Consider the following 26,275-nt stretch of genomic DNA (forward strand, 5'->3'; position numbering starts at 1 on the left):
GCGTCTCTCGCGGAGTCGTGCGTCTCTCGCGGAGTCGCGCGGTTGACTGCGCGACCTGACGAGAGACGCACGACCTCGCGAGCTGCCGTGGTGCGTGCGGGTCAGCGGATGATGCAGCTGGCTCCGTTGAGGGTCGCCGCCTTGACCGGGGCGGGCGTGCCCGAGCCGATGAAGCCGAAGGACACCGCGTTGTGGTGCGCGATCGTCGCGTTCCACGCGACGTTCTTGGCGGTGACGACCGAGCCCGACTGGGTGGCGTTCGCGTTCCACGCCTGCTGCACGGTCTCACCGTTGGCGAACGTCCACGTCACCGTCCAGCCGTTGACGGGCTGCATCGTCGCGTTGAACGCGGTGACCGTGCCCTGGAACCCGCCCGGCCACGCGTTGGAGACGTCGACCTCGATCTCGCACTGGCCGTCGGTCGGCGCGGGCGTCGTGACGGTCGGGGTCGGGGTGGGCGACGGGCTCGTGTTCGGCGTGCCGGTCGGACCCGGCGTCGGGGTCAGGGTGGGCGTGGGGGTCGGCGTCGGCGTCGGGGTGGGCGTCGGAGTAGGCGTCGGCGTGGAGGTCGTGCCGCTGAAGTCGACGTCGACGCAGTTGTAGAACGACTCCGGGCTGTCCGTGCGCTCCCAGATGTTGAACAGCACGTGCTTGCCGGTCTTGTTCGTCGGCAGCTTCACGTCCCAGTAGTACTCGGGTCCGGCGACCCCGCCCTCGCGCAGCGGCGGGTTGAGCACGCGGTCGAACGGCGCGGGCTCGAGGTCGTCCCAGCCGATCGGCTCGGACGGGTTCCAGCCGTCCTTCGTCACCCAGGTCGTGAAGTAGCCGGGGTGGCGGGCGACTGCCGCGTACTTGAAGGTGAGCTGCTGGCCGGGCTTCACACTCGTCGTCGGCCACGCGGAGGACGGCGTGTTGTAGGAGGCGAACTTTGCGTCCGGGCCGCACAGCTTGCCGTCGGGGATCGTCTCGTGGCGGCCCGCGATGGTGCCGAGCAGGTTGCCGTACCAGTTGTAGAACGAGTAGTTGCCCTCGTTGGTGAAGGCGTTGACGCACGCGGGGTTGCGCGGCTTGATGTTGCCGGCCTCGCCGGCCGCGGCGCCGCCGGCCAGGCCGTCCTGGTAGCAGGCCCACGTGCGGGTCGGCGGGTCGGTGAGGCCGCCGTGCGCCTGCGCGGCGCTCGGGATGACGGCCAGTGCGATGGCCCCGGCGACGACCGCGGCGAGGCCGCGCCCGGTCCGGAGGATGGTGCGGTGCCGTGTCATGTCGGATCACCCTCATTCGAGTGCGCGGCATCGTCGCCGCATGGTCTGGACACCGGCTGGGGCGGTGTCCTCCCAGGCTGCGAGGCCCCGACCAGGGCGACAACCGGCCGAATCGTTTCCGGCTGGGCGGTCGTCGCCCGCGGCGGCCCGGGTGGGGTCAGTCCGCGAGGGTCGCGAGCACCCCGTCGCCGTACCGCTCGAGCTTCGTCGCGCCGACCCCGCCCACGGTCCCCAGCTCGTCCGGCGACGTCGGCCGGCGCAGCGCGATGTCACGCAGGGTCGCGTCGTGGAACACGACGTACGCCGGGACGCCCTGCTCCTTGGCGACCCCGGCGCGCCAGGCGCGCAGCCGCTCGAACAGCGCGAGCGTCTCGCCCTCGAGGTCCGCCGCCGCCTTCGACGTCGAGCCCGACCCCGCGCCCGAGCCGCCCGAGCCCGACGGGCGTCGTCGTGCGCGCTCCGGCTCGCGCCGCACCAGCACGGGCCGCTCGCCCTTGAGCACCTCGCCCGACGCCTCGACGAGCTGCAGCGTCCCGTACCCCTCGGTGTCCACGGCCAGGAGCTCCGCCGCGATGAGCTGGCGCACCACACCACGCCACTCGGTGTCGGACAGGTCCGCCCCGATCCCGAACGTCGACAACGACTCGTGACCGAGCTGGGTGACGCGTGCGGTGCGCTTGCCGCGCAGCACGTCGACCACGTGGCCGACCCCGTAGCGCTGCCCGCGCTGCGCCATCCGGACGATCGTCGACAGGAGCTTCTGGGCCGCGACGGTGCCGTCCCACGTGGACGGCGGGGTCAGGCACGTGTCGCAGTTGCCGCACGGCTGCGCCTGCTGGCCGAAGTAGTTGAGCAGCTGCACGCGCCGGCAGGACGCGGTCTCGCACAGGGCGAGCATCGCGTCGAGGTGCTGCGTGAGGCGGCGGCGGTGGGCCGCGTCGCCCTCGGACGTGTCGATCAGGCGGCGCTGCTGGACCACGTCCTGCAGTCCGTACGCCATCCACGCGGTCGACGGCAGGCCGTCCCGCCCGGCGCGGCCGGTCTCCTGGTAGTACCCCTCGACGGACTTCGGCAGGTCGAGGTGCGCGACGAACCGCACGTCGGGCTTGTCGATGCCCATGCCGAACGCGATGGTCGCGACCATCACGATGCCGTCCTCGCGCAGGAACCGGGCCTGGTTGTGCGCGCGGACCTGCCGGTCGAGTCCCGCGTGGTACGGCAGGGCCGGCACGCCGTTCGCGACGAGGTGCTCGGCGGTCTGCTCGACCGACGCGCGCGACAGGCAGTAGACGATCCCGGCGTCGCCCGCGTGCTCGGTGCGCAGCAGGTCGAGCAGCTGGGCGCGCGGGTTGTCCTTGCCGACGATCCGGTACTGGATGTTGGGCCGGTCGAAGCTCGCGACGAAGTGCCGCGCGTCCTCGAGCTGGAGCCGCTGCGCGATCTCGGCGTGCGTGACCTTGGTGGCGGTCGCGGTGAGCGCGACGCGCGGCACGTCCGGCCACCGCTCGTGCAGCATCGACAGCCGCAGGTAGTCGGGGCGGAAGTCGTGGCCCCACTGCGACACGCAGTGCGCCTCGTCGATCGCGAACAGCGCGACGGTCCCGCGGTCCAGCAGGTCGATCGTGTCCGGGACGTTCAGCCGCTCGGGTGCGAGGTAGAGCAGGTCGAGCTCGCCCGCGAGGTACGCGTCCTCGACCTCGCGACGCTGCCACGCCTGCTGGGTCGAGTTGAGGAAGCCCGCGCGCACGCCCAGCGCCGACAGGGCGTCGACCTGGTCCTGCATCAGCGCGATCAGGGGTGAGACGACGACGCCCGTGCCCTCGCGCACCAGCGCCGGCACCTGGTAGCAGAGCGACTTGCCGCCACCGGTCGGCATGAGGACGAGCGCGTCCCCGCCCGCGACGACCGTGTCGATGATCTCGGCCTGGTCACCGCGGAACTCGTCGTACCCCCAGACCCGGCGCAGCACCTCCAGCGGTGTCCCGGACGCGGCCGCCGCCGCACGTGCAGGGACGTCCGACGCGCGTGCGTGCCGTCGCGCACCTCCGGCCGTGCCGCGGGTCGTCGCGGCGACCGCGGCCGCCAGCTCGCCCGACGCAGCGTCGTGCGGGACGCCGTGCGCCCACGCGTCGAGGTCCGGCGGTGCGTCGTCGTAGAACGGGTCGAACGGCGGCTCGTCCGGCCAGGGCTCGGCGCCGGCGGGCGCGTCGAGGAGGGGCGAGTCGTCGGGGTGCACGCGACCACCCTACGAGCCGCGGCCGACACGTCCGCGACCGCGTCCACAGGTCCCGTCGCACCGGTCACGCGCGCGCGTGGCGGGAGTTGCCCGCCGCGCCCCGGTCCGTAGGGTGGGCGCGTGGGAACCGCACTCGTCACCGGCGCGTCCGCCGGACTGGGCCTGGAGTTCGCGTGGCAGCTCGCGACGGCCAGGCACGACCTCGTCCTCGTCGCGCGCGACGAGGCCCGCCTCACCCGGCTCGCGCACCAGCTCGAGGCGGGTGCGGGCGTGCGCGCGGAGGTGCTCGTCGCGGACCTGGCCGACCGGGGCCAGGTCGAGCGCGTCGCGGACCGGCTGCGCGACGACGAGCACCCGGTGGGGCTCCTGGTGAACAACGCGGGCCTGGGGCTCAACCAGCGCTTCGTCGGGGGCGACCTCGAGCGTGAGGAGCGCGCGCTGGACCTCATGGTCCGCACGCCCATGGTCCTGTCGCACGCCGCCGCGGGGTCGATGGTCCGACGAGGCCGCGGTGCGGTCCTCAACGTCGCGTCGATCGCGGCGCTGCTCGCGTCGGGCACGTACTCGGCGCACAAGGCGTGGGTGCGCTCGTTCACCGAGGGGCTCGCGGTCGAGCTCAAGGGCACGGGCGTGACGGCGACCGCGCTGTGCCCCGGGTTCGTGCGGACGGAGTTCCACGAGCGCGGTGCGATCGACGTCTCGTCGTACCCGGACTTCGCGTGGCTCGACGCCGAGGACGTCGTCGCGCGTGCGCTCGCCGACGTCCGGCGCGGGGTCGTCATCTCCACGCCGAGCCTGCGGTACCGCTCCGTCGCCGCGGCCGCGCGGCTCGCCCCGCGCGGTGCGGTGCGCGCGGTCGGCCGCTACCGCAAGGCCCTCGAGCTGCCGGGTGACGCGGGGCCCGTGGACGACGCCCGCTGAGCCCTGCCGCCCGGCGGTAACCTTCCCGCGTGACCGACGCCACCCTCGCCGCCAGCCCTCGGGACCAGCTCCGCACGCTCATCAAGGACCTCGCCGTCGTCCACGGCAGGGTGACGCTCTCGTCGGGCCGCGAGGCCGACTACTACGTCGACCTGCGTCGCGTCACGCTGCACCACCGTGCCGCCCCGCTGATCGGCCACCTCATGCTCGACCTGCTGGAGGAGTCCGGTCTGGGCACCGCCGAGGTCGACGCGGTCGGCGGGCTCACGCTCGGCGCGGACCCCGTCGCGACGTCCGTGCTGCACGCCGCGGCGAGCCGCGGTCAGGACGTCGACGCGTTCGTGGTCCGCAAGGCCGGCAAGGCCCACGGCCTGCAGCGCCGCATCGAGGGCCCGGACGTGACGGGCCGCCGCGTCGTCGTGCTCGAGGACACCTCCACCACGGGCGGCTCCGCGATCACCGCGGTCGAGGCCGTGCGCGAGGCGGGGGGCGAGGTCGCGGGGGTCGCGGTGATCGTCGACCGCGGCACGGGAGCCCGCGAGGCGGTCGAGGCGCTCGGCGTCCCGTACCACTTCCTGTTCGACCTCTCCGACCTCGGCCTGGCCTGACCGCCGGCAGGACGCCGGGACGGAGGTGCGCAATGGTGGGCGTTGACGCAGGGCTCGGACCCGCGTTCAACCCGATCTGGCTGCTGGTGGTCGGCGGCGCCCTGATGGTGCTGCTGGTGGTGTGGTCGACCATCTCGAACCGCAAGCACCAGGCGGCCCTCGACGCGTGGGTCGCGGCTCGCGGCTGGCGCCGCCGGCCCGCGGACCGCTCGCTCGTGAGCCGATGGCGCGGGTCCCCGTTCGGCACCGGTGACAACCGCAAGGTCGCGGACGTCGTGGCGGGCACGTTCCAGGGCCGCCGGCTCATGTCGTTCGCGTACTCCTACGAGACGTCGAGCACGGACTCGGACGGCCGGCGCAGCACCACGACCCACACGTTCCACGTCGTCACCCTCGAGCTGCCGGCGTTCCTGCCGGACCTCGAGGTCACGCCGGAGTCGATCGGCTCCCGGATCGCGAGCGCGTTCGGCAGGACGGACCTCGACGTCGAGTCCGACGAGTTCAACAAGCGCTTTGCAGTGCGGGCGACGGACCTCGCGGTGGGGCACGCGATCCTGCACCCGCGGCTCGTCGAGCGGTTGCTGCGCGAGGACCGCGTGGCGTGGCGGATCGAGGGCACCACGGTGCTCACCTGGTCCGCGGGCCGCACGGACCTGCAGCGACTCGACGCGCGGATCGCGCTGCTCGTGGCGATCGCGGACGCCGTCCCTCGTCACGTCTGGCTGGACCACGGGCACGACCCGCTGGCCCGCTAGGCTCACCGGTACCCCTGGAGAAGGAGCTCTCGTGCCTGCTGGAGCCATCGTCGCGATCGTCGTGGTCGCGCTGGTCGTCATCGTCCTGCTGTGGGCCGTCGCGCAGTACAACGCGCTCGTGCGCCTGCGGAACCTGGTGCAGGAGTCGTGGCGTCAGATCGACGTCGAGCTGCACCGCCGGCACGACCTGATCCCGAACCTCGTCGAGACGGTCAAGGGCTACGCGGCTCACGAGCGCGCGGTGTTCGACGAGGTCACGCGCGCCCGCGCCGCCGCGGCCGGGACGGGTGCGTCCGTCGCCGAGCAGGCCGTGCAGGAGAACCAGCTGACGCAGGCGCTCGGTCGCCTCTTCGCGGTCGCGGAGAACTACCCCGTGCTGCGCGCGAGCGAGAACTTCCAGCAGCTGCAGAACGAGCTGTCGACGACCGAGGACCGGATCGCCGCCGCGCGCCGCTTCTACAACGCGAACGTCCGCAGCCTCAACACCAAGATCGAGACGTTCCCGACGAACGTCATCGCGGGCATGTTCCACTTCGAGCGCGCCGAGTACTTCGAGGTGCAGGACCCGCAGGTCCGTCAGGCGCCGACGGTCCAGTTCTGACCTGAGCAGCCGAAGGCCGGTCGCCCGAGCGACCGGCCTTCGTCATGCCCGCCACCCCACCCGCCATCCCGCCCGCCCTGCCACCCCACCCGCCGACTGCGCACGTTCCTGCGCGAGTGCGCGCGGCGGACGTCAGCACTCGGGCCGGGACGTGCGCAGTCGGCGGTGGGGGTGCCGCCGGGGCGAGGGCGCCGGAGCGAGGGCGCCGGGGTGGGGATGGCGGGGGCGTGGTCAGCCGACGAGGGACGGCGCCGCGAGCGCGGGCACGGCGAGCGCGACCGCGGTCACCGCGAGCGTCGCCGCGATCTCGCCGAACCCGATCGCCCTCGGGCTCGGCCATGGGCGGCGGCGCGGGACGAGGACCGCGCGCGCGAGCAGGCCCGCGGCGACGACGACGAGGGCGACCGCGACCGCGATGCTCCCCGCGGCCCGCTCGTGCGTGACCTGCACGGCCAGGACGGCGACGGCCGCCACCACGAGCAGCGCGTGCCAGGCCACCGACGCCGCGAGCACCGCGCGGTTCCCGCGCTCGCGCAGCAGCGTCTTGACGTACGGCACGGTCCCGAGGAAGTACCCGGCGAGCACGGCGGTGACGGCCCAGGCCGCCGGGTCGTCGGCGCCCGGCGGCACCCACGTGCCCGTGAGTGCGGTCGCGGGCGGCGTGCCGTCGCGGCCGAGCCCGGCGGACACCACGGCCATGAGCACGGCGGCACCCACCGTCACACCGTCGTTGAGCCAGGACCGGTCCGCGCGCCGCAGCGAGCACACGAGGCTCGTCGCGAGCAGCACGCCGTACACCGGCGCCCAACGCAGCAGACCGGGCGCGGTCGCGAGCAGCGTGCCGCCGAGCAGGACGAGCGCGGTGGCGTAGGCGCGCACCGGGGGCAGGTAGCGCGGTCGTCGGGACGCGCGCAGCCACAGCCCGGTCGCGTGGAACGCGAGGTACGCGGTGAGCCAGGTGACCAGCAGGAGCGCGGTGCGCCAGGTGGGGGACGTCAGGACACCGCCGACGAGCACGGGGACGACGAGCATCGCCCACGCGCCGTGCTCACGGGGCACCCACCCGGGCCCGCGTCGCCGCGACGCGGGCCGTGCACCGGCGGTGCGCGGCGTGGTCGGTCGAGCCGGTGCGCGGGAGGTGGGCATGCGCGCAGGATCGCCCGCACGCGCCCGGTTCCACCCGGGACCAAGGTCCCGGGTGGGCGTCGTCCCGCCCCGAGACGGCCGCGGCGAACTCCTCGGGCCGTCAGACGCGCTCGACGAGGTCCGCGACGGACTCCACGATCTCGGACGGCCGGAACGGGAAGCGCTCGACCTCCTCGCGCCGGGTCGAGCCGGTGAGCACCAGGTAGGTGCGCAGGCCGGCCTCGATGCCGGCGACGACGTCGGTGTCCATGCGGTCCCCGACCATCGCGGTCGTCTCCGAGTGCGCGCCGAGCCGGTTGAGGGCCGTGCGCATCATGATCGGGTTCGGCTTGCCGACGAAGTACGGCTGACGCCCGGTGGCGGCCTGGACCATCGCGGCGACGGCGCCCGTCGCGGGCAGGTCGCCCTCGATCGACGGACCCGTGACGTCCGGGTTGGTGCAGATGAACCGCGCACCGCCCTGGATCAGCCGGATCGCCTTGGTGATGGCCTCGAACGAGTAGGTGCGCGTCTCGCCCAGCACGACGAAGTCGGGCTCGGCGGCGGTGAGCGTGTAGCCCGCCTCGTACAGCGCGGTGGTCAGGCCGGCCTCGCCGATGACGTACGCCGACCCGGTGGGCATCTGGTCGACGAGGAACCGCGCGGTCGCGAGGGCGGAGGTCCAGATCGCGCCCTCGGGCAGGTCGATGCCCGAGGTGGCGAGACGCGCCCGCAGGTCGCGCGGCGTGAAGATCGAGTTGTTGGTCAGGACCAGGAACGGGCGTTCGGCGTCCCGCAGCGCGCGCACGAACTCGGCCGCGCCGGGCACGGCGATGCCCTCGTGCACGAGCACGCCGTCCATGTCGGACAGCCAGGCACGGATCTCGCGGGTCACTCGAACACCTTCCGCTCGACCTCGGCCCGCTCGGCCGGCTCGTCGTACCGGGTGTCGCGCGCCCGACGCCTCGCCCGCCAGACCTCCCACACCATCGGCAGCACCGAGATCAGGACGAGGACGACGAGCAGCACCTCGATGTTGTCCTTGACGAACGAGACGTTGCCGAGCGCGTAGCCGAGCATGGTCACGCCGACGCCCCACAGCAGGGCACCGATCACGTTGTAGGACACGAAGTGCCGGTAGCTCATCTTGCCGACACCCGCGGCGACCGGGGCGTACGTGCGCACGATGGGCACGAAGCGCGCGACGATGATGGTGCGGCCGCCGTACTTGTCGAAGTAGGCGTACGTCTGGTCGATGTACGACTGCTTGAAGAACCGCGAGTCAGGCCGCCGGAACACCCGGGGACCGAGCTTGCGCCCGATGAGGAACGCCGTCTGGTCGCCCAGGAACGCCGCGAGGAAGATCAGCAGGCACAGCAGCCACAGCGGGAAGTCGAGGAACTGCTGCGCGACGAGCGCGCCCGCGGTGAACAGCAGCGAGTCGCCGGGCAGGAACGGGAACAGCAGCCCGGTCTCGATGAACACGACGACGACGATGCCGATGAGCGCCGCACCGCCGAACGACTGGATGAGGTGGTCGGCGTTGAGGAAGTCGGGCCCGAGAGCGGGGACCGGCCCCGCGGCGTGGAGCGCGGCCGTCAGCGCGGTCGTCGTGAGCATACGGTCCAGCGTACGGGGCGGTGTGTGTGGGCCTTGCGTCCGGACTGCGAGGTTCACACGGACGTCCGGACGACCCCGCGCGCCGGTCGACGCGCTCGCTAGGCTCGCGGTCGGCCGGACGGCCGCGCCGTGACCTGAGGGTGACCTGAGGGCGACGTGAGGGTGACGTGAGGGGGACACGACATGACCGGCCGCCTGGAGGCCCTGCTCGGCATCGACGTCCCGGTCGTGCTCGGGCCGTTCGGCGGGCTGTCGTCGGTGGAGCTGACCGCGACGGTCAGCCGGCTCGGCGGGCTCGGGTCCTACGGGCTGTACGGCTACGCGCCGGACCGCGTCGCGCGCACGGCGGCCGAGCTGCGGGCCGCGACGGACCGGCCGTTCGCGCTCAACGTGTGGCTCGCGACGGGCGACGAGGTGCGCCCCGGCCAGGTCGACCTGACGGGTCCGCGCGCCGCGGTGGACGCGTTCTTCGCCGAGCTCGGCCTGGCGCAGCCCGACGAGCCCGCGGCCTTCCTGCCGGACGTCGACGAGCAGCTCGCGGCGGTCCTCGACGCGCGTCCGGCCGTGCTGAGCGTGGTGTACGGCGTCCCCGCGCCCTGGGTCGTCCAGAGCGCGCACGAGCGCGGCACGTGCGTCGTCGGGACCGCGACGACCGTCGACGAGGCGCGTGCGCTCGCGGACGCGGGGGTCGACGCGGTGGTGGCGTCCGGCGCGGAGGCGGCCGGGCACCGCGTGTCGTTCCTGCACGACCCGGCCGACGCCCTCGTCGGGACGTTCGCGCTGGTCCCGCAGGTCGTGGACGCCGTGCGCGTGCCCGTGCTCGCGGCCGGGGGAGTCGCGGACCGGCGGGGTGTGGCCGCCGCCCGCGCGCTCGGCGCGCACGGCGTGGTCGTCGGCACGGCGTTCCTGCGCACGCGTCAGTCGGCCGCGAGCGAGGCGTACCGGGCGGCGATCGCGGCGAGCCCCGCGCACGGCACGGTCCTCACGCGGGCGATGAGCGGGCGGCTCGCGCGCGGCGTGCCGAACCGTGCGGTGCGCACCATCGAGGCGTCCGGTGCGATCGCCCCGTTCCCGGCGCAGAACTGGCTCACGGGGCGGTTCCGCGCGCCGGCCGCGGGCCGCGACGAGGCCGGGCTGCTCTCGCTGTGGGCCGGGCAGTCCGCCGCGCTCGCCACGTGGGACGACGCGGGGGCGGTGTTCGCCGAGCTCGTCGCGGGTCTGCGCGACGGTTGACCGACACACCGGTCCTCGACGGGAGCGCACGCGGGTCCGGGGCTACTTTGGAGCGCGTGGAGGAGTCCGAGATCGGTGTCCCCCCGTGGCCGGGCGGACCGCAGGCGTGGCCCGACGCGCCGCACTACGACCCGGAGCTGCTCGCGCACGGGGACCGGCGCAACGTCGCGGACCGGTACCGCTACTGGACGCTCGAGGCGATCGTCGCCGACCTCGACGCGCGTCGGCACACGTTCCACGTGGCGATCGAGAACTGGCAGCACGACCTCAACATCGGGTCCGTCGTGCGGACCGCGAACGCGTTCCTCGCGGCGCGCGTGCACATCGTCGGACGGCGCCGCTGGAACCGGCGGGGTGCGATGGTGACGGACCGGTACCAGCACGTGCAGCACCACGCGAGCGTCGGTGAGCTCATCGACTGGGCCAACGACGAGGACCTGCCGGTGCTCGGGGTCGACAACCTGCCGGGGTCGGTGCCGATCGAGGGCTACCCCCTGCCGCGCGCGTGCGTGCTGCTGTTCGGCCAGGAGTCCGTGGGCCTGTCCGACGAGGCGCGCGCGGCGGCGGTCGACGTGCTGCACATCGCGCAGTTCGGCTCGACGCGGTCGATCAACGCCGGCGCCGCGGCGGCGATCGCGATGCACGCGTGGGTCGAGCAGCACGCCGACCTCCCCGCGCCCGCGGAGGCGTGAGCGCCGCCCCGGACGTACGACGCCGCAGGTGACGTCCATGGGAAGGACGTCCCGGCCACCGAGACGGCGGGTAGTGGCAGACTCGGTGCCGACACCACCCCCATCCAGCCACAGGAGTTGTGAGCGCATGGCCATCGCCACCCCCGAGGTGTACGCGGAGATGATCGACCGGGCGAAGGCAGGCAAGTTCGCCTACCCGGCCGTCAACATCACGTCGTCCCAGACCGTCACCGCCGCCATCCAGGGCTTCGCGGAGGCCGAGTCGGACGGCATCATCCAGGTCTCCGTCGGCGGTGCGGAGTACGCGTCCGGCTCGACGATCAAGGACCGCATCGCCGGTTCGCTCGCGCTCGCCGCGTACGCGCGTGAGGTCGCCAAGAACTACGACGTGACCATCGCGCTGCACACCGACCACTGCGTCAAGAAGAACCTCGACTCCTGGGTGCGCCCGCTGCTCGCGCTCGAGGCCGAGCAGGTCAAGCGCGGCGAGGACCCCACGTTCCAGTCGCACATGTTCGACGGCTCGGACATCCCGCTCGAGGAGAACCTCGTCATCGCCGCGGAGCTCCTCGAGCTGTCGCAGGCCGCGCGCACGATCCTCGAGATCGAGGTCGGCGTCGTCGGTGGCGAGGAGGACGGCCACGAGGCCGAGATCAACGAGAAGCTCTACACGACGGCCGAGGACGGCCTCGCCACGGTCCGCGCGCTCGGCGCCGGCGAGAAGGGCCGCTACCTGACGGCCCTCACGTTCGGCAACGTGCACGGCGTGTACAAGCCGGGTGCGGTCAAGCTGCGCCCGTCGATCCTCGCGGACATCCAGAAGGCCGTCGGCGCCGAGATCGGCAAGGAGAACCCGTTCGACCTCGTGTTCCACGGCGGTTCGGGCTCGACGGCCGCGGAGATCTCCGAGGCGGTCGACAACGGCGTCATCAAGATGAACATCGACACGGACACGCAGTACGCGTTCACGCGTCCCGTGGTCGGGCACATCTTCACGAACTACGACGGCGTCCTGAAGGTCGACGGCGAGGTCGGCAACAAGAAGGCGTACGACCCGCGTGCGTGGGGCAAGCTGGCCGAGGCCGGCATGGCTGCGCGCATCGTCGAGGCGTGCCAGCAGCTGCGCTCGGCGGGCCAGAAGATCCGCTGACGCGAGCGCACCACGCGTGCGACGCACGAGCCGCCGCGGTCCTTCATCGGACCGCGGCGGCTCGTCGTGCACCCGGGACCTACGGGGTGGGTGTCACGTCGGGCGCGACGGGCTGGAACTCCCGCTCGTCGGACTCCTCGACGACGTCCAGGAGCTCGCCGATCCGCGTGACCTCCAGCAGGAAGCGCACGGTCGGCGGGACGCGCAGCAACCGCACGCGGTGCTGCGACCGGATCGACAGCCGGGCGAGGAACGCCACGCCCGACGAGTCCATGAACGTGACGTGGTGCGCGTCCACCTCGATCGGCAGACCCGCGTTCTCGGCCTCGGTGGTGGCCTCGTGCAGCTCGGGGCCGAGGTCGGCGTCGACCTCCCCGGACAGGACGATCCTCGTCGTGTCCGCCCCGACGATCACGTGGACGCCCCCCTGCTCCCCGCCACCTGGTGACGAGGAGCGCGTCGGGCCGGCCGTCGGCTGGACGGGCCCGCCCTCCATCGTGCTGTTACCGTCGCGCACGGTGCTCCTTCCGCGAGTGGCGACGACCAGACGACGTCGCACCCGTTCGGCACGCTAGACGATCGGAGGTGGTGGTGGTCAACACCCCGGGCACGACCCGTACGTCCGGATCTGTCGAGGAGGCCCCGACCGACCCACCGATCGGCCCGTCGGCGGGCCCGTCGACAGCCCCCGTGACGGACGTCGTCGAGCCCCCGTCGACCACCCTGCTGGCGCGTGCGCTCGAGGCGACGATCGTGCCGTACGCGATGTGCGAGGCCGGCGACCTGCGCATCGTGTGGGCCAACGCGGCGTTCGAGCAGACGATGGGCTACGACGCTTCGGGGGCACGCGAGCGGCAGCGGCACCCGATCCCGGAGGGTGCCCGACGGCACGGCGAGATGGCCGCGCTGCGCGCGCGGCTCGCGCAGGGTGAGCCGACCACGGCCGAGCTGTCCATCCCGCGCGCGGACGGGTCGCTGTTCCCGTGCCGGGTGCACTTCGCGCCGGTCGACGAGCCCGACGACCGGCCCGCCGACGCGCCCGGCACCCCGGCGCGGGGGCCCGCGCACTGGATCGTCGCGTTCGAGGACCGGTCCGAGCGCGTCTCGCACGACGAGCAGCAGGCGGCCCTCGTCGAGGCGGAGCGTCGCGAGCGACGCAGCGTCGGCATCATCGTGCAGGTCTCGGACCTGCTGATGGACGTCACGGACCGGGCGACGCCGCTGCACGAGATCGCGACGCTCCTGCGCCGCTCGGTCGTGTCGTGGGCGGCGTTCTACGTCAACGACGGCGGCCTGCGGCCCGTGGACGCGACGAGCGACGTCCGGCCCCCGTCCGGCCGCGGGAGCCGGCACGGCGAGCACCGCCGCCCGGACGGCGGCGACGTCGAGCACGCGCCGCAGGACGCCGTGCAGCAGCTGCTCGACGGTGACCGGGACCGGCCCGTGGAGCTCGCGCTGGACCGCGAGTACCCGCGAGCGAGCGCGTCGCACTGGTTGGTCGAGCGGGTCGCGCTCGAGTCGGGCGTCGACAGGCCGGACTCCGCGTTCGTCGTCCCGGTGCCCGGCCGGCGCCGGGTCATCGGCGTGCTCGTCGTCGTGCCGCGGCCCGAGGCGGGCGGTCGTCTGGAGGAGTCGACGACGACCGTGCTCGAGCTCATCGCGCGCCGCGTCGGGCTCGTGCTCGACAACGCACGCCTGTACGACCGCGAGCACCGCCTCGCGGAGACCCTGCAGCGCGCGATGCTCCCGCAGCAGGCCGAGGTCGACGGCCTCGACGTGTGGACCTACTACGCCCCCAACTCCGAGAACGCGCAGGTCGGCGGCGACTGGTACGACGTCCTGCAGATCGAGCAGGACGTCGTCGGTGTCGTGATCGGCGACGTGGTCGGGCACGACGTCGAGGCCGCAGCGGCCATGGGTCAGCTGCGCTCCGTGGTGCGGTCCTACGCGTACGACGTGACGCTGCCGGGGCCGGTGCTGGAGCGCGTCGACCAGCTCGTCGCCGGTATGCGGATCCCCCGCGCCGCCGGGCTCGTGCTGTCCACGCTGCACCGCCTGGGCGAGCGCTGGCTGCTGCGCTGGTCGCGTGCGGGGCACCTGCCCGTGCTGCACGTGCGCGGCGGTGAGGTCTCGCAGCTGCTGGGCGCGGGCGGGCCGCTCGTCGGGTTCGGCAACGGCCGGCGGGCCACGGCCGAGCTCGAGCTCGAACCCGGTGACGTGCTCGTCTACCACACGGACGGGCTCGTCGAGCGGCGCGACCGCGACCTGCGCGAGGGCCTCGACGCGCTGTCCCGCGTCGTGTCCGGTGTCACCGCGCGCGACTCCGCGGGTATCGGCGAGGAGCTGCTGTCCCGGCTCGCGGACCATCCCGAGGACGACGTCGCCGTCGTCGTCGTGCGCGTGCCCGACCCGCGGGACGTCGCGGAGCGTGGCCGCAGCCCGCGCCGCCGGCGCTGGTCGCTGCCGAGCGAGGCCGCGTCCGTGGGACGCGCGCGGCACGCGGTCGTGCGCACGTGCCACGCGTGGGACATGCCCGACGCGTCGAACGCGGAGCTGGTCGTCTCCGAGCTCGTCGCGAACGCCGTCCTGCACGGTTACGGGCACGTCTCGCTGCAGCTGTACGACACGGGGGACGGCCTGCGCATCGAGGTCGAGGACGGCAACCCCGCCCCGCCCGTGACGACCGACGGCCACCCCGGCCGTGTCGGGGGGTTCGGCATGCAGATCGTCGAGCGCCTGGCCGACTGGGGCTGGCGGCAGTCGAGCCGCGGCAAGGTCGTGTGGGCCAAGGTGCGCCCGGGCGCGCTGCCGCCGACGGGTCGCTGACGAGCGCCACGGCAGGGCTCGCCGGCAGGGTTCGCCAGCAGCGTTCGCCGGCAGGCGTCGCCTGAGTGCCTCGCCGCCGGGGCGGGCGCCCGACCGCCGGGACGAGGCGTCAGGTGGTCGCGGGCGCCGAGAAGTCCGACGTGGGCCGCGCGTCCTCGCAGCGGTGGTCCGCGTCGATGCGGAACAGCTCGAGCGCCCCGCACACCTCGAGCACGAACAGGTCGCGCGGGTCCGCCCCGCGCAGCGCCGCGGCACCGCCGCGCTTGCGCGCCGAGTCGGCGAGGGAGATCAGGAAAGCCGCACCCGTGGAGTCCATGAACGTGACGCGGCACATGTCGATCACGACGAGCTGACGCCGCAGGCCGACGACGCGCGCGGCGACCTCGGGGAACTGGTCGCGCTCGGCGAGGTCGAGGTCGCCGGCGATCACGAGGGTCGTGCTCGTCGGCGACGTGGAGATCTCGATCATGTGTGCTGTCCGTCCCCGGGGGGTGTGGTGGCTCGGCGGGACGACACTAGTTGCGCCCGCGGCGGTCCGCACGCCGAACCGCTCGTCTGCCGGACGGTTGTCCGATGAGGCCCCGGTCGTCCCCTCGGACGTGTCGCGGGTGGCGGGCGAGGGGCCGACGAGCGCGCCCTGCCACGCGGGTGCGGTGCCGCGGCGCGTGACGCGCCAGACTGGTGCCATGACCCACGAGAACCTGCTCGGCGGCCCCGAGCCGACCCTGCTGCCCGTCGACGGTGCCGACGCCGACGCCCGCGCCGCGCTCGCCGCGGGCGAGGACGCCCGGGGCGCGGTGCGCCTCGCGCCCGCCGCGTCACTGGTGTGGGCGCTGCTCGCGGAGCAGGCGCTGCAGGACACGGGCGACCCGGTCGCGGCGTACGCGTACGCGCGCACCGGCTACCACCGCGGTCTGGACGCGCTGCGCCGCGCGGGCTGGCGCGGGCGCGGCCCGATCCCCGCGGACCACGAGCCGAACCAGGGCTTCCTGCGCGCGCTGCTGGCGCTGGCGGAGGCGGCGGACGCGATCGGCGAGTCGCAGGAGGCGGAGCGCTGCGAGCAGCTCCTCGTCGACTCCGGCACGTCGGCGCAGGAGGTCGCGGCGCTGCGCTGACGCCCGTACGCCCGCCCGTACCCCCGCGCGCCCGGTGGACCGGTCCTGACCGTTTCTTGACCGTCGGGTACCCTCTCGGAGGTACCGGGTCCTGTCGCCCTGTGCCCGCCGCCGCCCGACGACGCGGCTCGGCGAAAGCCTCAGGCAGGTGGGAGTGGTGATCAGATGCCCGCCGTCGTGGTGCTCGGCGTCCAGTGGGGCGACGAGGGCAAGGGCAAGGCGACCGACCAGCTCGGCTCGCGCATCGAGTACGTCGTGAAGTTCAACGGCGGCAACAACGCCGGCCACACGGTCGTCGTCGGCGGCGAGAAGTACGCGCTGCACCTGCTGCCGTCGGGCATCCTCTCCCCGGGCGTCGTCCCCGTGATCGGCAACGGCGTCGTGATCGACCTCGAGGTCCTGTTCCAGGAGATCGACGGGCTCGAGGGGCGCGGCGTGGACACCTCGCGCCTGCTGGTCTCGTCGGCCGCGCACGTCATCGCGCCCTACAACCGCACGGTCGACAAGGTCACGGAGCGGTTCCTCGGCAAGCGTCGCATCGGCACGACGGGTCGCGGCATCGGGCCGACGTACGCGGACAAGATCAACCGCGTCGGCATCCGCGTGCAGGACCTGTTCGACGAGAAGATCCTGAGCCAGAAGGTCGAGGGGGCCCTCGACCAGAAGAACCACCTGCTCGTGAAGGTCTACAACCGGCGCGCGATCACGGTCGAGGAGACGGTCGAGGACCTGCTGCGCCACGCCGAGCGCCTGCGCCCGTACGTCGCGGACACCCCGCTCGAGCTGAACCGCGCGCTCGACGCCGGCAAGACGCTCGTGTTCGAGGCGGGCCAGGCGACGATGCTCGACGTCGACCACGGCACGTACCCGTTCGTGACGTCGTCGTCGGCGACGGCGGGCGGCGCGTGCACCGGCTCGGGCGTGGGCCCGACCCGCATCGACCGGGTCGTCGGCGTCGCGAAGGCGTACACGACGCGCGTCGGCGAGGGTCCGTTCCCCACCGAGCTGCTGGACGACGACGGCGAGTGGCTGCGGCAGACCGGCGGCGAGTTCGGCACCACGACGGGCCGCCCGCGCCGCACCGGCTGGTACGACTCGGTGGTGTCGCGCTACGCGTCGCGCGTGAACGGCCTGACGGACATCGTCCTGACGAAGCTCGACGTGCTGACCGGCCGCGACCGCATCCCGGTGTGCGTCGCGTACGAGGTGGACGGCGAGCGCGTGGACGAGATGCCGCTGGACCAGTCGGACTTCCACCACGCGAAGCCGGTCTACGAGCTGCTCGACGGCTGGGACGAGGACATCACGGGCGCGCGGGAGTGGGACGACCTGCCGGCGGCCGCGCAGCGGTACCTCGAGTTCCTCGAGTCGGTCTCGGGGACGCGGATCAGCGCGATCGGCGTCGGCCCGGGCCGTGAGGCCACGATCATCAAGCACGACCTGCTCGACTGAGCGCACGCCGGGAGCCGGCGACGCGGGCCGCCGCCCGGTCGCCGGCTCCCGCCGTCCCTGGAGGGGCTCAGGCCGCGGCGGTCGGCGTCGCGGCACGCGCGGCCGCCTCGGCACGCTCGACGGTGCCGCGCCGGACGGTGAGCATGGGGTACGCGATCGCGAGCGCGGTGACGGCGGTCGCGCCGACGAAGACCGTGGGCAGCCCGGCGTGCTCCGCGACGACCCCGCCGAGCACCGCGCCCACGGGCATGAGACCGAACCCGATGGTGCGCCCGGCGCCCGTGGTGCGGCCGAGCAGCGCGCGCGGCACGATCCGCTGGCGCAGCGACTGCGAGAGGGTGTTGCCGACCGTGTTGGTCAGGCCGACGAGGAACATGGCGGCGGCCAGCGCGGGCACGTTCGGGAACAGCACCGGCACGAGCATGAGCGGCACGCACGCGAGCCAGCAGGCGTACATGACGCCGAGCTCGGGGAGCCGCGCGACGAGCCGCTCGGTGAGCAGCGAGCCGACGACCGCGCCCACGGCGAGCACCGCGGTGACGAGCGGGAAGTGCTCGGGTCGCATCTCGAGGCGTGACCCGGGCCCGACGACCCACAGCACGAACACCGCGAAGTAGGCCGTGCTGGCCATGTTCATGATGCCGCCGCCGATGACGAACGGTCGCAGCACGGGGTGGTGCACGACGTAGCGCAGGCCCTCCCGGACGTCGTCGACGGGCTTGCTCGGGGTGGTGCGCTCGGGCTTGTAGCGTCCGGGGACGCCGCGCAGCAGCACGGCGACGGCGACCACGGCGAGCGCCGCGGGCAGCCCGAACACCCAGCCCGTGCCGAGCGCGAGCAGCCCGCCCGCGACGGGTCCGCCGACGAACGTGTTGGTCACCTGCTGGACGGCGATGAGGCGTCCGTTGGCGGCCTGCAGACGGTCGCGGGGCACGACGTCCGGGACGAGCGAGGTCTGCGCGAGGTCGGCGAACACCTCGGTCACGCCGTAGAGCAGGACGAGCACGACGAGCGCGGGCATGGACAGCGCGTCCGTCAGGGCGAGCCACGCGCCCACGCCGAGCAGCGCGGCGCGTGCGGTGAGCGCGACCACCTGCGCGACGCGGCGGTCGGTGCGGTCGATCGCGACGCCGCCCGCGAGGCCGAGCAGGAGCCAGGGCAGCCAGGCGGCCGCCGACAGCAGCGCGATCTGGCCGGGGGAGCGCGTGAGCGTGAGGGCGACGAGGGGCGCGCCCATCTGCACGATGCCGTCGCCGAGGTTGGCGAGGCCGGTGGTGGTGAGCAGCGCCGTGAACCGCGAGCCGAGCGGCCCGGGGGTCGGGGTGTCGGCGGCGGGCGTGCCGGCGACCTCGCGCGCAGGCGCCGCGGGGGTGACGTCCTGGGCCGTCTGCGTGGTGGTCATGGGTGCTCCCGGTACGCTCGTCGCAGTGCAGAGAACTCGATGCAAAGAACTCTCTGCAAAGGAACGAGTGCAAAGGTATCTCTGCATATGGCCGAACGCAAGACCCCCGCGTCTGCCGACGTGCCTTCCGACGACGTGCCTTCCGACGACGACGCCAGGCCGGACGAGGCCACCGCGGCGCAGGAGGGGGCAGCAGGCTCGTCGGGACTGGGGGAGCTGCGCGACGCGCCCCGCGCGCTGGGCGCCGAGGCGCTCAAGTCGTTCGCGCACCCGCTGCGCATCGCGATGTACCGCTACCTGACGGCGCACGGCCGCGGCACCGCGAGCCAGGTCGCGCGGCACCTGGGGGAGAGCACGGGTCAGACCAGCTACCACCTGCGCCAGCTCGAGCGGCACGGCCTGATCGAGGACGACCCGACGGCACCCACCGGTGGGCGCGAGCGGTGGTGGCGGCCGGTCGGCTTCACGCTCGACAGCCGGCACCTCGAGGACCCCGCGGCACGCCTCGCGGCGGACACCGCGCTGCGCGCCGTCATCGCCGAGCGCGCCGAGACCCTGCAGACGTGGTTCGACTCGATCACCACCGCGGCGCCCTGGGACGACGCGGCCGTGCACACCACGTCCTCCAGCGACCTCACGCTCGACGAGGCGGCGGCGCTCTCGCGCGAGCTCATCGCGGTCGTCGACCGGCACACCGACGCGGCCAAGGCCCGCAAGGACGCCGGTGAGACCGAGGGCCGCCGCCGCGTGCGGGTCTACGTCGACGTCTTCCCCCTCCCGCAGGACTGACCCCGCCCCACTCGCCGACCGCGCACGCTGCTGCGCGACCGCTCACGCCGAGCGTGCGCACTGGAGCCGGACCGTGCGCGCTCGGCGGCAGGTTCGTCGGGCTGGGCGGGGTGGGTGGGGTGGGACGCGGGGGCGTCGGCCGGGGCGTCGCGGGTACTCTCGCCGCCGTGAAGATCCTCGTCGTCGGCACCGGCGCCCGTGAGCACGCGATCACCCGAGCCCTCGCGCTCGACCCGTCCGTCACCGGGCTGCACGCGGCCCCCGGCAACCCGGGGATCGGTGCGGTGGCGACGCTGCACCCGGTCGACCCGCTCGACGGCACCGCGGTCGCGGACCTCGCGCGCGAGCTCGGCGCGGACCTCGTCGTCGTGGGTCCCGAGGCGCCGCTCGTCGCGGGCGTCGCCGACGCGGTGCGCGCCGCGGGCATCCCGGTGTTCGGACCCTCCGCGCAGGCCGCGCGGCTCGAGGGCTCCAAGGCATTCGCCAAGGAGGTCATGGCCGCCGCGGGCGTGCCGACGGCCGAGCCGCGCGTCGCGCGCACGGTCGACGAGGCCGTCGCCGCGATCGACGAGCTCGGGGCGCCGCACGTCGTCAAGGAGGACGGGCTCGCGGCGGGCAAGGGCGTCGTCGTCACCGAGGACCGGCAGGTCGCGGTCGACCACGCGCGTGCGTGCCTCGCCAAGGAGGGCGGCGCGGTCGTCGTCGAGGAGTACCTCGACGGTCCGGAGGTCTCGCTGTTCGTGCTCGCGGACGGCACGGACGTCGTCCCGCTGGTCCCCGCGCAGGACTTCAAGCGTGCGCTCGACGACGACAAGGGCCCCAACACCGGCGGCATGGGCGCGTACACGCCGCTGCCGTGGGCGCCCGAGGGCCTGGTCGAGGAGGTCCTCGAGACCGTCGCGCGCCCCACGGTCGCCGAGATGGCCCGCCGCGGCACGCCGTTCGTCGGCGTCCTGTACTGCGGCCTGGCGCTCACGTCGAAGGGCGTGCGCGTCGTGGAGTTCAACGCGCGGTTCGGCGACCCGGAGACGCAGGTCGTGCTCGCGCGGCTGCGCACCCCGCTCGCGGGCGTGCTGCACGCCGCCGCGACGGGCGGGCTGGGTGCGCTCGCGCCGCTCGAGTGGTCCGACGAGGCCGCGGTCACGGTGGTCGTCGCGTCCGAGGGCTACCCCGCCGCGCCGCGCACGGGCGACGTCATCACGGGTCTGGACGTCGCGGAGAGCGTCGAGGGCGTGCACGTGCTGCACGCGGGCACCGCGCTCGACGACGAGGGGCACGTGGTCAGTGCGGGCGGTCGCGTGCTGTCGGTGACGGCCACCGGCGCGGACCTCGCGCAGGCGCGCGAGCGTGCGTACGTCGCGGTCGCGAGCATCGGCCTCGCGGGCTCGCACCACCGCGCCGACATCGCCGCGAAGGCCTCCGCCGCGTCCTGATCTCGCGGGTCGCCGGGCGCGAGAGCGGCGAGCTGGGGACAGCCCACGGGCTGACCAGGATGTGACCTCGCGGCCCGCGCCCGCCACACTGGGCCCCGTGACCCACGACGCCACGGATCCCTCGGCAGCGACGATCCCCGGTTGGACGCACACGTACTCAGGCAAGGTGCGGGACCTGTACGTGCCCGACGAGGGCGTCGAGGGCCGCGCCGTGCGTGAGCAGCACGGCGACGTGGTGCTCGTCGTCGCGAGCGACCGGGTCTCGGCGTACGACCACGTGCTCTCGCCGGGCATCCCGGACAAGGGTGTGGTGCTCACGCAGCTGTCGCTGTGGTGGTTCGAGCAGCTCGCGGACCTCGTGCCCAGCCACGTCGTGTCGACCGACGTGCCTGCCGCGGTCGCCGGGCGCGCGATGATCTGCCGGCGTCTGCAGATGTTCCCGGTCGAGTGCGTCGTGCGCGGCTACCTCACCGGCTCGGGGCTCGCGGAGTACCGCGCGTCGGGCGAGGTGACCGGGATCGAGCTGCCCGCGGGGCTCGTCGACGGCTCGCGGCTGCCCGAGCCGATCTTCACGCCCGCCACCAAGGCCGAGCTGGGCGACCACGACGAGAACGTCCCGTTCTCCGTGGTCGCGGCCATGGTCGGCGACGAGACCGCCGCCGCGTTGCGTGACCTCACGCTCGCGGTCTACGGCCGCGCCGAGGCGATCGCGCGCGAGCGCGGCGTGCTGCTCGCGGACACCAAGCTCGAGTTCGGCACCGACCCGGCCACGGGTGCGATCACGCTCGGCGACGAGGTGCTCACGCCGGACTCGTCGCGGTTCTGGCCCGCCGGGGCGTGGCAGCCGGGGCACCCGCAGCCGAGCTTCGACAAGCAGTTCGTGCGGGACTGGCTGACGTCGGCGGCGTCCGGGTGGGAGCGCGCGTCGGACGCGCCGCCGCCGCCCCTGCCCCACGACGTCGTCGAGCGCACGCGAGCGCGTTACCTCGAGGCGTACGAGCGTCTCACCGGGGTGCCGCTGGCCCTCTGACCGCGACGGGAGCCCGTTCGACAGGCCGGTTCGCGCGGCGTGTGGCACGGTGTGCCGCGTGACCCGCCAGCTCCTGAACCGCGTCCGGCGTACCCCGCGCCCGGTCGACCCCGCGCGCGCCGCGCACGGTGCCCGTGGCCTCGCGTTCGCGGTCCTGACCGGCGTCGGGACGGGTGTCCTCGTCGTCGCGGTCGCCCTGCTCGTGCGCGGCCAGTGGTCGCCGCTCGTCCGCCTCGACGAAGGAGCGGTGCAGGCCGGCACACGGCTCGCGGCCGCCGAGCCGGGGCTGCTGCGCACGCTCGTCGTGTGGCAGACCGTCTTCCTGGCGCGCAACCTCGTCGTGCCGGTGCTCGCGCTGTGCGCCTGGTACTGGTGGCGCACGCGGGACACGGCGCGCGCCTGCTGGGCCGGCGCCACGGTGCTGGTGGGCTGGGCACTGTCCAACCTCCTCAAGGAGCTCGTGCGCCGCGCCCGGCCCGTGCTGGACGAGCCCGTCGAGGTCGCGCACGGGTACTCGTTCCCGTCCGGTCACGCGACGAACACCGCGCTCATGACGACCGTGCTGGTCCTGCTGGTGTGGCCCGCGCTGCGCTCGCGCGGGCTGCGGGTCGGGGCCGTGAGCACCGCCGCGGTGCTCACGCTGCTCACCGCGCTCGACCGCGTCATGCTCGGCGTCCACTACCCGAGCGACGTGGTCGCGGGGATGCTCCTCGGCGTGGGGTTCGCCCTCGCGTCGTACCTCGCGTTCCGGCACTGGTACCGGCCGCAGTCCCGCCCGCACGACGAGAAGGGTGCCGCCTGATGCTCGACCCGCACCGTTGGGACCCCGACGTCGTGACCCGGCCCACGCCACGCGAGGCGGCGCGCGACCTCGCCCTGCGGGTGCTCGCGCCCGCCGTGCTGTGGGGCGCGGTCGTCGTGGGCCTCGGCCTCCTGCTGGGCGGCCCGCTCAGCGGCATCGCCGACGCCGAGGACGGGGTGAACCGCTGGTTCGTCGACCAGCGCACCGCGGCGCTGGACTCGCTCACCGCGTTCGCGTCGCACGTCGGGAACACCGGCGCGATCATCGCCGTGTGCCTCGTCGTCGTGGCCGCGGTCTGGTGGCGCACGCGCCGGTGGTGGTACGCCGTGGTGCCCGGCGTGGCGCTCGGCGCGCAGGTCATGGTGTTCCTCGCGTCGTCGAGCCTCGTCGGGCGCAGCCGCCCCGACGTGCCGAAGCTCGACCACGCACCGCCCACGTCGAGCTTCCCGAGCGGTCACTCGGGGGCCTCGACCGCGCTGTACGTGACGCTCGCGCTCATGGCGCAGCGCATCGAGCGCACGTGGCTGCGCGTCTCGCTCACGGTGGTGCTGCTCCTCGTGCCGCTGTTCGTCATGACCTCGCGGCTGTACCGCGGGATGCACCACCCGACCGACGTCCTCGTCGGGTGCGCCAACGGCGTGCTGTGCGCGCTGCTGGGCTGGTACTGGCTCCGGCCGACCCGCGAGCGGGCGCCGCAGGAGCCTCAGGAGACGCAGACCGTGGAGGGCCGGCGATGACGCGCGTGGCGATCGTGGCGAACCCCGCCAAGCAGGAGGTCGTCGAGGCGCGACCGCGGCTCGACGCGGTGTGCGAGCGGCACGGCCTCGAGCGGCCGCTGTGGTTCGAGACGACCCCCGAGGACCCCGGGTCGGGCCAGACGCGCAAGGCGCTCGAGCAGGGCGCGGACCTCGTGTGCGCGTTCGGCGGCGACGGGACGGTGCGCGCGGTCGCCGAGGTGCTCGCCGGGGGCGACGTCCCGCTCGGGCTGCTGCCCGGTGGGACGGGCAACCTGCTCGCACGTGCCCTGAGCCTGACGTCCGACGACGTCGAGGACGCGATGCAGGTGGTGCTCGACGGGCGCGACGAGCGCATCGACGTCGGGACGCTGCGGTTCGACGGCGACGACGAGGAGCACGTCTTCCTGGTCATGGCCGGGGTGGGGCTGGACGCGGAGACGATGGTGCGCACCGACGAGCGCCTCAAGGCCGTCGTCGGGTGGCCGGCGTACATCCTCGGCGGGCTGCGGGCCGTGGTCGGGCGGGGGTTCACGGCGCGCGTGCAGGTCCAGGGCGGGTCGCCGGTGCGACGCACGACGCGGGCCGTGGTGATCGGCAACAGCGGGCGGTTGCAGGGCGGTGTCGAGCTCATGCCGGACGCGCGGCTCGACGACGGCCTGCTCGACGTCGCGGTCGTCGCGCCGCGCGGCCTGGTCGGCTGGGTGCGCGCGCTCGCGACGGTCGTGACGTCGGGGCGTGGGCACGGGCACCTCGACCGGCACCAGGGCGCGGCGGTACGCGTGCGCACGGACCGGCCGATCGCGACGCAGCTCGACGGCGACCCCGTCGGCGACCATCGCGAGGTCGAGGCGCGCGTGCGAGCGGGTGCGCTCACCGTGCGGGTGGCGCGTGAGGCGCACGAGGTGCGCGGGCACGACTGACGGCCATTGTCCCATGTATCGATCAGCGATATATATCGAGCATGGCGAAAGGGATCAGCGAGCAGACGTACCTCGTCATGCTCGCGCTCGCGGACGAGCCGCGGCACGGGTACGGCGTGCTGCGCGAGGTGAAAGCGCTCTCGGGCGGCCGGGTCGCGCTCGGCGCGGGCACGCTCTACGGCGTCCTCGACCGGCTCGTCGAGCGCGGCTGGGCGCAGATGTCCGACGAGGTGGTCGTCGACGGACGCCTGCGGCGCTACTACCGCCTGACCGACGAGGGGCTCGCCCAGGTCACCGCGGAGACCGAACGGCTGCGTGAGCTCGCGGCCCGCGCACGGCGTGTGCTCGCCGCACGTCCCGCGCTCGGTGGCGCGTGATGGCGCGCCGGGGCGTCCCGCTGCGCTGGTGCCTCGCGGCGTACCCGCCGCGGTGGCGTGCCGCGCGCGAGCACGAGGTGGCCGGCCTGCTCGCCGACCTCGCCGACGACGAGCAGGCCGGAGGCGACCCCGGGCGCGTGAGCGTCCCCGAGGCGCTCGGCCTCGTCCGTGCGGGGCTCGCGACGCGCGTGCGCACCGGCCCTCCGCTGCGGACCCGCGCCGCCTACCGGATGCTCGACGCGCGGATCCCCGCGCGCCATCGCGGGTGGGCGCACGACGAGCAGCACTCCGTCGCCGGTGCGGTCGGCGACCTGGTCTGGTCGGCGATGCCGTTCGCGATCGCCGCCGCCCTGATGCGTGAGCTCTCGTTCACGGTCGTCGCCGCGCTCATGCTCCCCGTCGTCCTGCTGCGCCGCGAGCTGCACGGTGAGCGTCGCCGCGCCAAGCACCTCGTCGCGCAACCCGGTGAGCCGCCCACGCCGTGGGACCTCGCCTGGTCGTGGGTCCCGCGGCGGCGCGTGGCGGCCCGCCCCGCGCTGCGCCGCGTCGCCGTCGGGGCGCTCGTCGCGACCGCCGCGGCCCTGGGCGTGGTGCTCACCGCACCCGGCCACCTCGCGGTGACCCCGTGCGGTCGGGCGTGCGTCGAGGTCGACGCGGTCGCACCGGGCGGACCCGGAGCACTGGGGGTGGGGATCCTCGTCGGCGCCGTGCTCCTCGGCCTCGTCCTCGCGGTCGTCGTCGTGGCCGGGCTGCGGGGCCGGCGGCGCCGGGCGCTGCCGGACCAGCCGCACCGCATCGTCGTCCCGGCCGGGCGCGCGACGGGGCTCGCCGCCCTGCTCGTCGTCGGCCTGCTGGTCTGGCTCGTCGCGCTCGAGCGCTCCGCGGCGCCCGGCCTGTCCTACCTCGTCGCGTCGTGCGGCCTCGTCGTGCTCCTGGTGTCGGCCGCGGCGCTCGCTGCGCTGCACGATGCGGGGCACGGTGCGGTGGACGGTGCGGTGGACGGTGCCGCGTCGCCCGGGGGCGGGCAGGAGCTCGCGCTCGTCGACGTCGTCGCGCTCGCCGTCGGGCGCGTGCCCGCGGCGGACACCCCCCGTGCGGCGGTCGTGCCCGACGCCGTGCCCGACGCCGTGCCCGGCGCCGTGTCCGACCGGCGGTCGGCGCGGTCGGCCGTGCGGGACGGGTCGTAGAC

Annotated in this window: 26 protein-coding genes; 18 read left to right on the plus strand and 8 right to left on the minus strand. The window is 74.3% G+C overall.

The window, feature by feature from the left end; genetic code table 11:
- Positions 1-101: 101 nt before the first annotated feature.
- Positions 102-1,262 (minus strand): lytic polysaccharide monooxygenase, encoded by a 1,161-nt coding sequence (locus ACT17Q_RS02550; RefSeq protein ID WP_444664531.1) that lies wholly within the window; start codon positions 1,260-1,262, stop codon positions 102-104.
- Between the two features lie 157 nt (positions 1,263-1,419).
- On the minus strand, positions 1,420-3,498 hold the full coding sequence (gene recQ / locus ACT17Q_RS02555; RefSeq protein WP_444664533.1) for a DNA helicase RecQ: 2,079 nt from the start codon (positions 3,496-3,498) through the stop codon (positions 1,420-1,422).
- A 120-nt stretch (positions 3,499-3,618) separates the two neighbouring features.
- Between recQ and ACT17Q_RS02560 the strand changes: the two genes are divergently transcribed.
- From ACT17Q_RS02560 to ACT17Q_RS02575, 4 genes are read left to right on the plus strand one after another with little or no spacing between them, the layout of a single operon-like run.
- A complete protein-coding gene (locus ACT17Q_RS02560) occupies positions 3,619-4,419 on the plus strand; it encodes an SDR family NAD(P)-dependent oxidoreductase (RefSeq protein ID WP_094180978.1) in 801 nt (266 codons plus the stop codon).
- A gap of 29 nt (positions 4,420-4,448) precedes the next feature.
- Positions 4,449-5,027 (plus strand): orotate phosphoribosyltransferase, encoded by a 579-nt coding sequence (gene pyrE / locus ACT17Q_RS02565; protein WP_094180977.1) that lies wholly within the window; start codon positions 4,449-4,451, stop codon positions 5,025-5,027.
- Positions 5,028-5,062: 35 nt separating this feature from the next.
- Positions 5,063-5,782, plus strand: coding sequence for a hypothetical protein (locus ACT17Q_RS02570; protein WP_444664536.1), 720 nt, complete (start codon positions 5,063-5,065; stop codon positions 5,780-5,782).
- 31 nt (positions 5,783-5,813) lie between these two features.
- Positions 5,814-6,383, plus strand: coding sequence for a LemA family protein (locus tag ACT17Q_RS02575; RefSeq protein ID WP_094180975.1), 570 nt, complete (start codon positions 5,814-5,816; stop codon positions 6,381-6,383).
- 231 nt (positions 6,384-6,614) lie between these two features.
- Here the strand turns inward: ACT17Q_RS02575 and ACT17Q_RS02580 are convergent, their stop codons facing one another.
- From ACT17Q_RS02580 to ACT17Q_RS02590, 3 genes are all read right to left on the minus strand, one after another.
- Entirely contained in the window at positions 6,615-7,529 is a 915-nt protein-coding gene (locus ACT17Q_RS02580; RefSeq protein WP_444664538.1) for a YwiC-like family protein, read from the minus strand.
- Between the two features lie 100 nt (positions 7,530-7,629).
- Positions 7,630-8,403 carry an HAD-IIA family hydrolase gene (locus ACT17Q_RS02585; protein WP_444664540.1) on the minus strand — a complete coding sequence of 258 codons (774 nt, stop codon included), beginning with the start codon at positions 8,401-8,403 and terminating at the stop codon, positions 7,630-7,632.
- Positions 8,400-9,128, minus strand: coding sequence for a VTT domain-containing protein (locus ACT17Q_RS02590; RefSeq protein ID WP_141322218.1), 729 nt, complete (start codon positions 9,126-9,128; stop codon positions 8,400-8,402). The genes ACT17Q_RS02585 and ACT17Q_RS02590 overlap by 4 nt, the downstream gene beginning before the upstream one ends.
- 183 nt (positions 9,129-9,311) lie before the next feature.
- On the opposite strand from ACT17Q_RS02590, the gene ACT17Q_RS02595 reads away from it, so the two are divergent.
- The 3 genes from ACT17Q_RS02595 (at position 9,312) to fbaA (ending at position 12,203) form a co-directional block, all read left to right on the plus strand.
- Positions 9,312-10,361: an NAD(P)H-dependent flavin oxidoreductase gene (locus ACT17Q_RS02595; protein WP_444664543.1), complete on the plus strand. Its 1,050-nt coding sequence runs from the start codon at positions 9,312-9,314 to the stop codon at positions 10,359-10,361.
- A gap of 56 nt (positions 10,362-10,417) precedes the next feature.
- Positions 10,418-11,053: a TrmH family RNA methyltransferase gene (locus ACT17Q_RS02600; RefSeq protein ID WP_371860801.1), complete on the plus strand. Its 636-nt coding sequence runs from the start codon at positions 10,418-10,420 to the stop codon at positions 11,051-11,053.
- 127 nt (positions 11,054-11,180) lie between these two features.
- On the plus strand, positions 11,181-12,203 hold the full coding sequence (gene fbaA / locus ACT17Q_RS02605; protein ID WP_268535259.1) for a class II fructose-bisphosphate aldolase: 1,023 nt from the start codon (positions 11,181-11,183) through the stop codon (positions 12,201-12,203).
- 79 nt (positions 12,204-12,282) lie between these two features.
- Here the strand turns inward: fbaA and ACT17Q_RS02610 are convergent, their stop codons facing one another.
- Positions 12,283-12,720: an STAS domain-containing protein gene (locus tag ACT17Q_RS02610; protein ID WP_232514452.1), complete on the minus strand. Its 438-nt coding sequence runs from the start codon at positions 12,718-12,720 to the stop codon at positions 12,283-12,285.
- A gap of 173 nt (positions 12,721-12,893) precedes the next feature.
- Between ACT17Q_RS02610 and ACT17Q_RS02615 the strand changes: the two genes are divergently transcribed.
- Positions 12,894-15,029: a SpoIIE family protein phosphatase gene (locus tag ACT17Q_RS02615; protein WP_444664546.1), complete on the plus strand. Its 2,136-nt coding sequence runs from the start codon at positions 12,894-12,896 to the stop codon at positions 15,027-15,029.
- 109 nt (positions 15,030-15,138) lie between these two features.
- Here the strand turns inward: ACT17Q_RS02615 and ACT17Q_RS02620 are convergent, their stop codons facing one another.
- On the minus strand, positions 15,139-15,498 hold the full coding sequence (locus ACT17Q_RS02620) for an STAS domain-containing protein (RefSeq protein WP_141322215.1): 360 nt from the start codon (positions 15,496-15,498) through the stop codon (positions 15,139-15,141).
- 217 nt (positions 15,499-15,715) lie between these two features.
- Between ACT17Q_RS02620 and ACT17Q_RS02625 the strand changes: the two genes are divergently transcribed.
- Positions 15,716-16,144: a DUF3151 domain-containing protein gene (locus tag ACT17Q_RS02625; RefSeq protein WP_094180966.1), complete on the plus strand. Its 429-nt coding sequence runs from the start codon at positions 15,716-15,718 to the stop codon at positions 16,142-16,144.
- Between the two features lie 165 nt (positions 16,145-16,309).
- Positions 16,310-17,596 carry an adenylosuccinate synthase gene (locus tag ACT17Q_RS02630; protein ID WP_268530666.1) on the plus strand — a complete coding sequence of 429 codons (1,287 nt, stop codon included), beginning with the start codon at positions 16,310-16,312 and terminating at the stop codon, positions 17,594-17,596.
- 67 nt (positions 17,597-17,663) lie between these two features.
- Here ACT17Q_RS02630 and ACT17Q_RS02635 read toward each other — a convergent pair whose 3' ends face one another.
- Positions 17,664-18,998, minus strand: a complete 1,335-nt coding sequence (locus ACT17Q_RS02635) for an MFS transporter (RefSeq protein WP_444664548.1) — start codon at positions 18,996-18,998, stop codon at positions 17,664-17,666.
- A gap of 135 nt (positions 18,999-19,133) precedes the next feature.
- Between ACT17Q_RS02635 and ACT17Q_RS02640 the strand changes: the two genes are divergently transcribed.
- The 8 genes from ACT17Q_RS02640 to ACT17Q_RS02675 all read left to right on the plus strand — a co-directional run bounded on the left by ACT17Q_RS02640 (position 19,134) and on the right by ACT17Q_RS02675 (position 26,273).
- Entirely contained in the window at positions 19,134-19,787 is a 654-nt protein-coding gene (locus ACT17Q_RS02640) for a helix-turn-helix domain-containing protein (RefSeq protein WP_444664550.1), read from the plus strand.
- Between the two features lie 167 nt (positions 19,788-19,954).
- Positions 19,955-21,220 (plus strand): phosphoribosylamine--glycine ligase, encoded by a 1,266-nt coding sequence (purD, locus tag ACT17Q_RS02645; protein WP_094182326.1) that lies wholly within the window; start codon positions 19,955-19,957, stop codon positions 21,218-21,220.
- A 97-nt stretch (positions 21,221-21,317) separates the two neighbouring features.
- Positions 21,318-22,250, plus strand: a complete 933-nt coding sequence (locus tag ACT17Q_RS02650) for a phosphoribosylaminoimidazolesuccinocarboxamide synthase (RefSeq protein ID WP_444664553.1) — start codon at positions 21,318-21,320, stop codon at positions 22,248-22,250.
- A 58-nt stretch (positions 22,251-22,308) separates the two neighbouring features.
- The gene (locus ACT17Q_RS02655; RefSeq protein ID WP_444664554.1) at positions 22,309-23,052 is read left to right on the plus strand and encodes a phosphatase PAP2 family protein; all 744 of its coding nucleotides are present in this window, start codon (positions 22,309-22,311) and stop codon (positions 23,050-23,052) included.
- Positions 23,052-23,789 carry a phosphatase PAP2 family protein gene (locus ACT17Q_RS02660; protein WP_444664556.1) on the plus strand — a complete coding sequence of 246 codons (738 nt, stop codon included), beginning with the start codon at positions 23,052-23,054 and terminating at the stop codon, positions 23,787-23,789. Before ACT17Q_RS02655 ends, ACT17Q_RS02660 begins: the two co-directional genes overlap by 1 nt.
- Positions 23,786-24,709: a diacylglycerol/lipid kinase family protein gene (locus ACT17Q_RS02665; protein WP_444664558.1), complete on the plus strand. Its 924-nt coding sequence runs from the start codon at positions 23,786-23,788 to the stop codon at positions 24,707-24,709. Before ACT17Q_RS02660 ends, ACT17Q_RS02665 begins: the two co-directional genes overlap by 4 nt.
- Before the next feature lie 41 nt (positions 24,710-24,750).
- The gene (locus ACT17Q_RS02670; protein WP_444664560.1) at positions 24,751-25,086 is read left to right on the plus strand and encodes a PadR family transcriptional regulator; all 336 of its coding nucleotides are present in this window, start codon (positions 24,751-24,753) and stop codon (positions 25,084-25,086) included.
- Complete coding sequence (locus ACT17Q_RS02675; protein WP_094180958.1) at positions 25,086-26,273, plus strand: hypothetical protein; 1,188 nt, start codon at positions 25,086-25,088, stop codon at positions 26,271-26,273. The genes ACT17Q_RS02670 and ACT17Q_RS02675 overlap by 1 nt, the downstream gene beginning before the upstream one ends.
- Positions 26,274-26,275: the final 2 nt, after the last annotated feature.

It is taken from the genome of Cellulomonas sp. CW35 (assembly GCF_052378485.1).
GTDB classification, from domain to species: Bacteria; Actinomycetota; Actinomycetes; order Actinomycetales; family Cellulomonadaceae; genus Cellulomonas; species Cellulomonas uda.

Excerpts from the sequence above, each read along its gene's own strand:
- ACT17Q_RS02550 (WP_444664531.1), bottom strand. The coding sequence starts at position 1,262 with ATGACACGGCACCGCACCATCCTCCGGACCGGGCGCGGCCTCGCCGCG.
- ACT17Q_RS02580 (WP_444664538.1), bottom strand. The coding sequence starts at position 7,529 with ATGCCCACCTCCCGCGCACCGGCTCGACCGACCACGCCGCGCACCGCC.
- ACT17Q_RS02590 (WP_141322218.1), bottom strand. The coding sequence starts at position 9,128 with ATGCTCACGACGACCGCGCTGACGGCCGCGCTCCACGCCGCGGGGCCG.
- ACT17Q_RS02595 (WP_444664543.1), top strand. The coding sequence starts at position 9,312 with ATGACCGGCCGCCTGGAGGCCCTGCTCGGCATCGACGTCCCGGTCGTG.
- fbaA (WP_268535259.1), top strand. The coding sequence starts at position 11,181 with ATGGCCATCGCCACCCCCGAGGTGTACGCGGAGATGATCGACCGGGCG.
- ACT17Q_RS02620 (WP_141322215.1), bottom strand. The coding sequence starts at position 15,498 with ATGATCGAGATCTCCACGTCGCCGACGAGCACGACCCTCGTGATCGCC.
- ACT17Q_RS02625 (WP_094180966.1), top strand. The coding sequence starts at position 15,716 with ATGACCCACGAGAACCTGCTCGGCGGCCCCGAGCCGACCCTGCTGCCC.
- ACT17Q_RS02630 (WP_268530666.1), top strand. The coding sequence starts at position 16,310 with ATGCCCGCCGTCGTGGTGCTCGGCGTCCAGTGGGGCGACGAGGGCAAG.
- ACT17Q_RS02635 (WP_444664548.1), bottom strand. The coding sequence starts at position 18,998 with ATGACCACCACGCAGACGGCCCAGGACGTCACCCCCGCGGCGCCTGCG.
- ACT17Q_RS02660 (WP_444664556.1), top strand. The coding sequence starts at position 23,052 with ATGCTCGACCCGCACCGTTGGGACCCCGACGTCGTGACCCGGCCCACG.
- ACT17Q_RS02665 (WP_444664558.1), top strand. The coding sequence starts at position 23,786 with ATGACGCGCGTGGCGATCGTGGCGAACCCCGCCAAGCAGGAGGTCGTC.
- ACT17Q_RS02670 (WP_444664560.1), top strand. The coding sequence starts at position 24,751 with ATGGCGAAAGGGATCAGCGAGCAGACGTACCTCGTCATGCTCGCGCTC.
- ACT17Q_RS02675 (WP_094180958.1), top strand. The coding sequence starts at position 25,086 with ATGGCGCGCCGGGGCGTCCCGCTGCGCTGGTGCCTCGCGGCGTACCCG.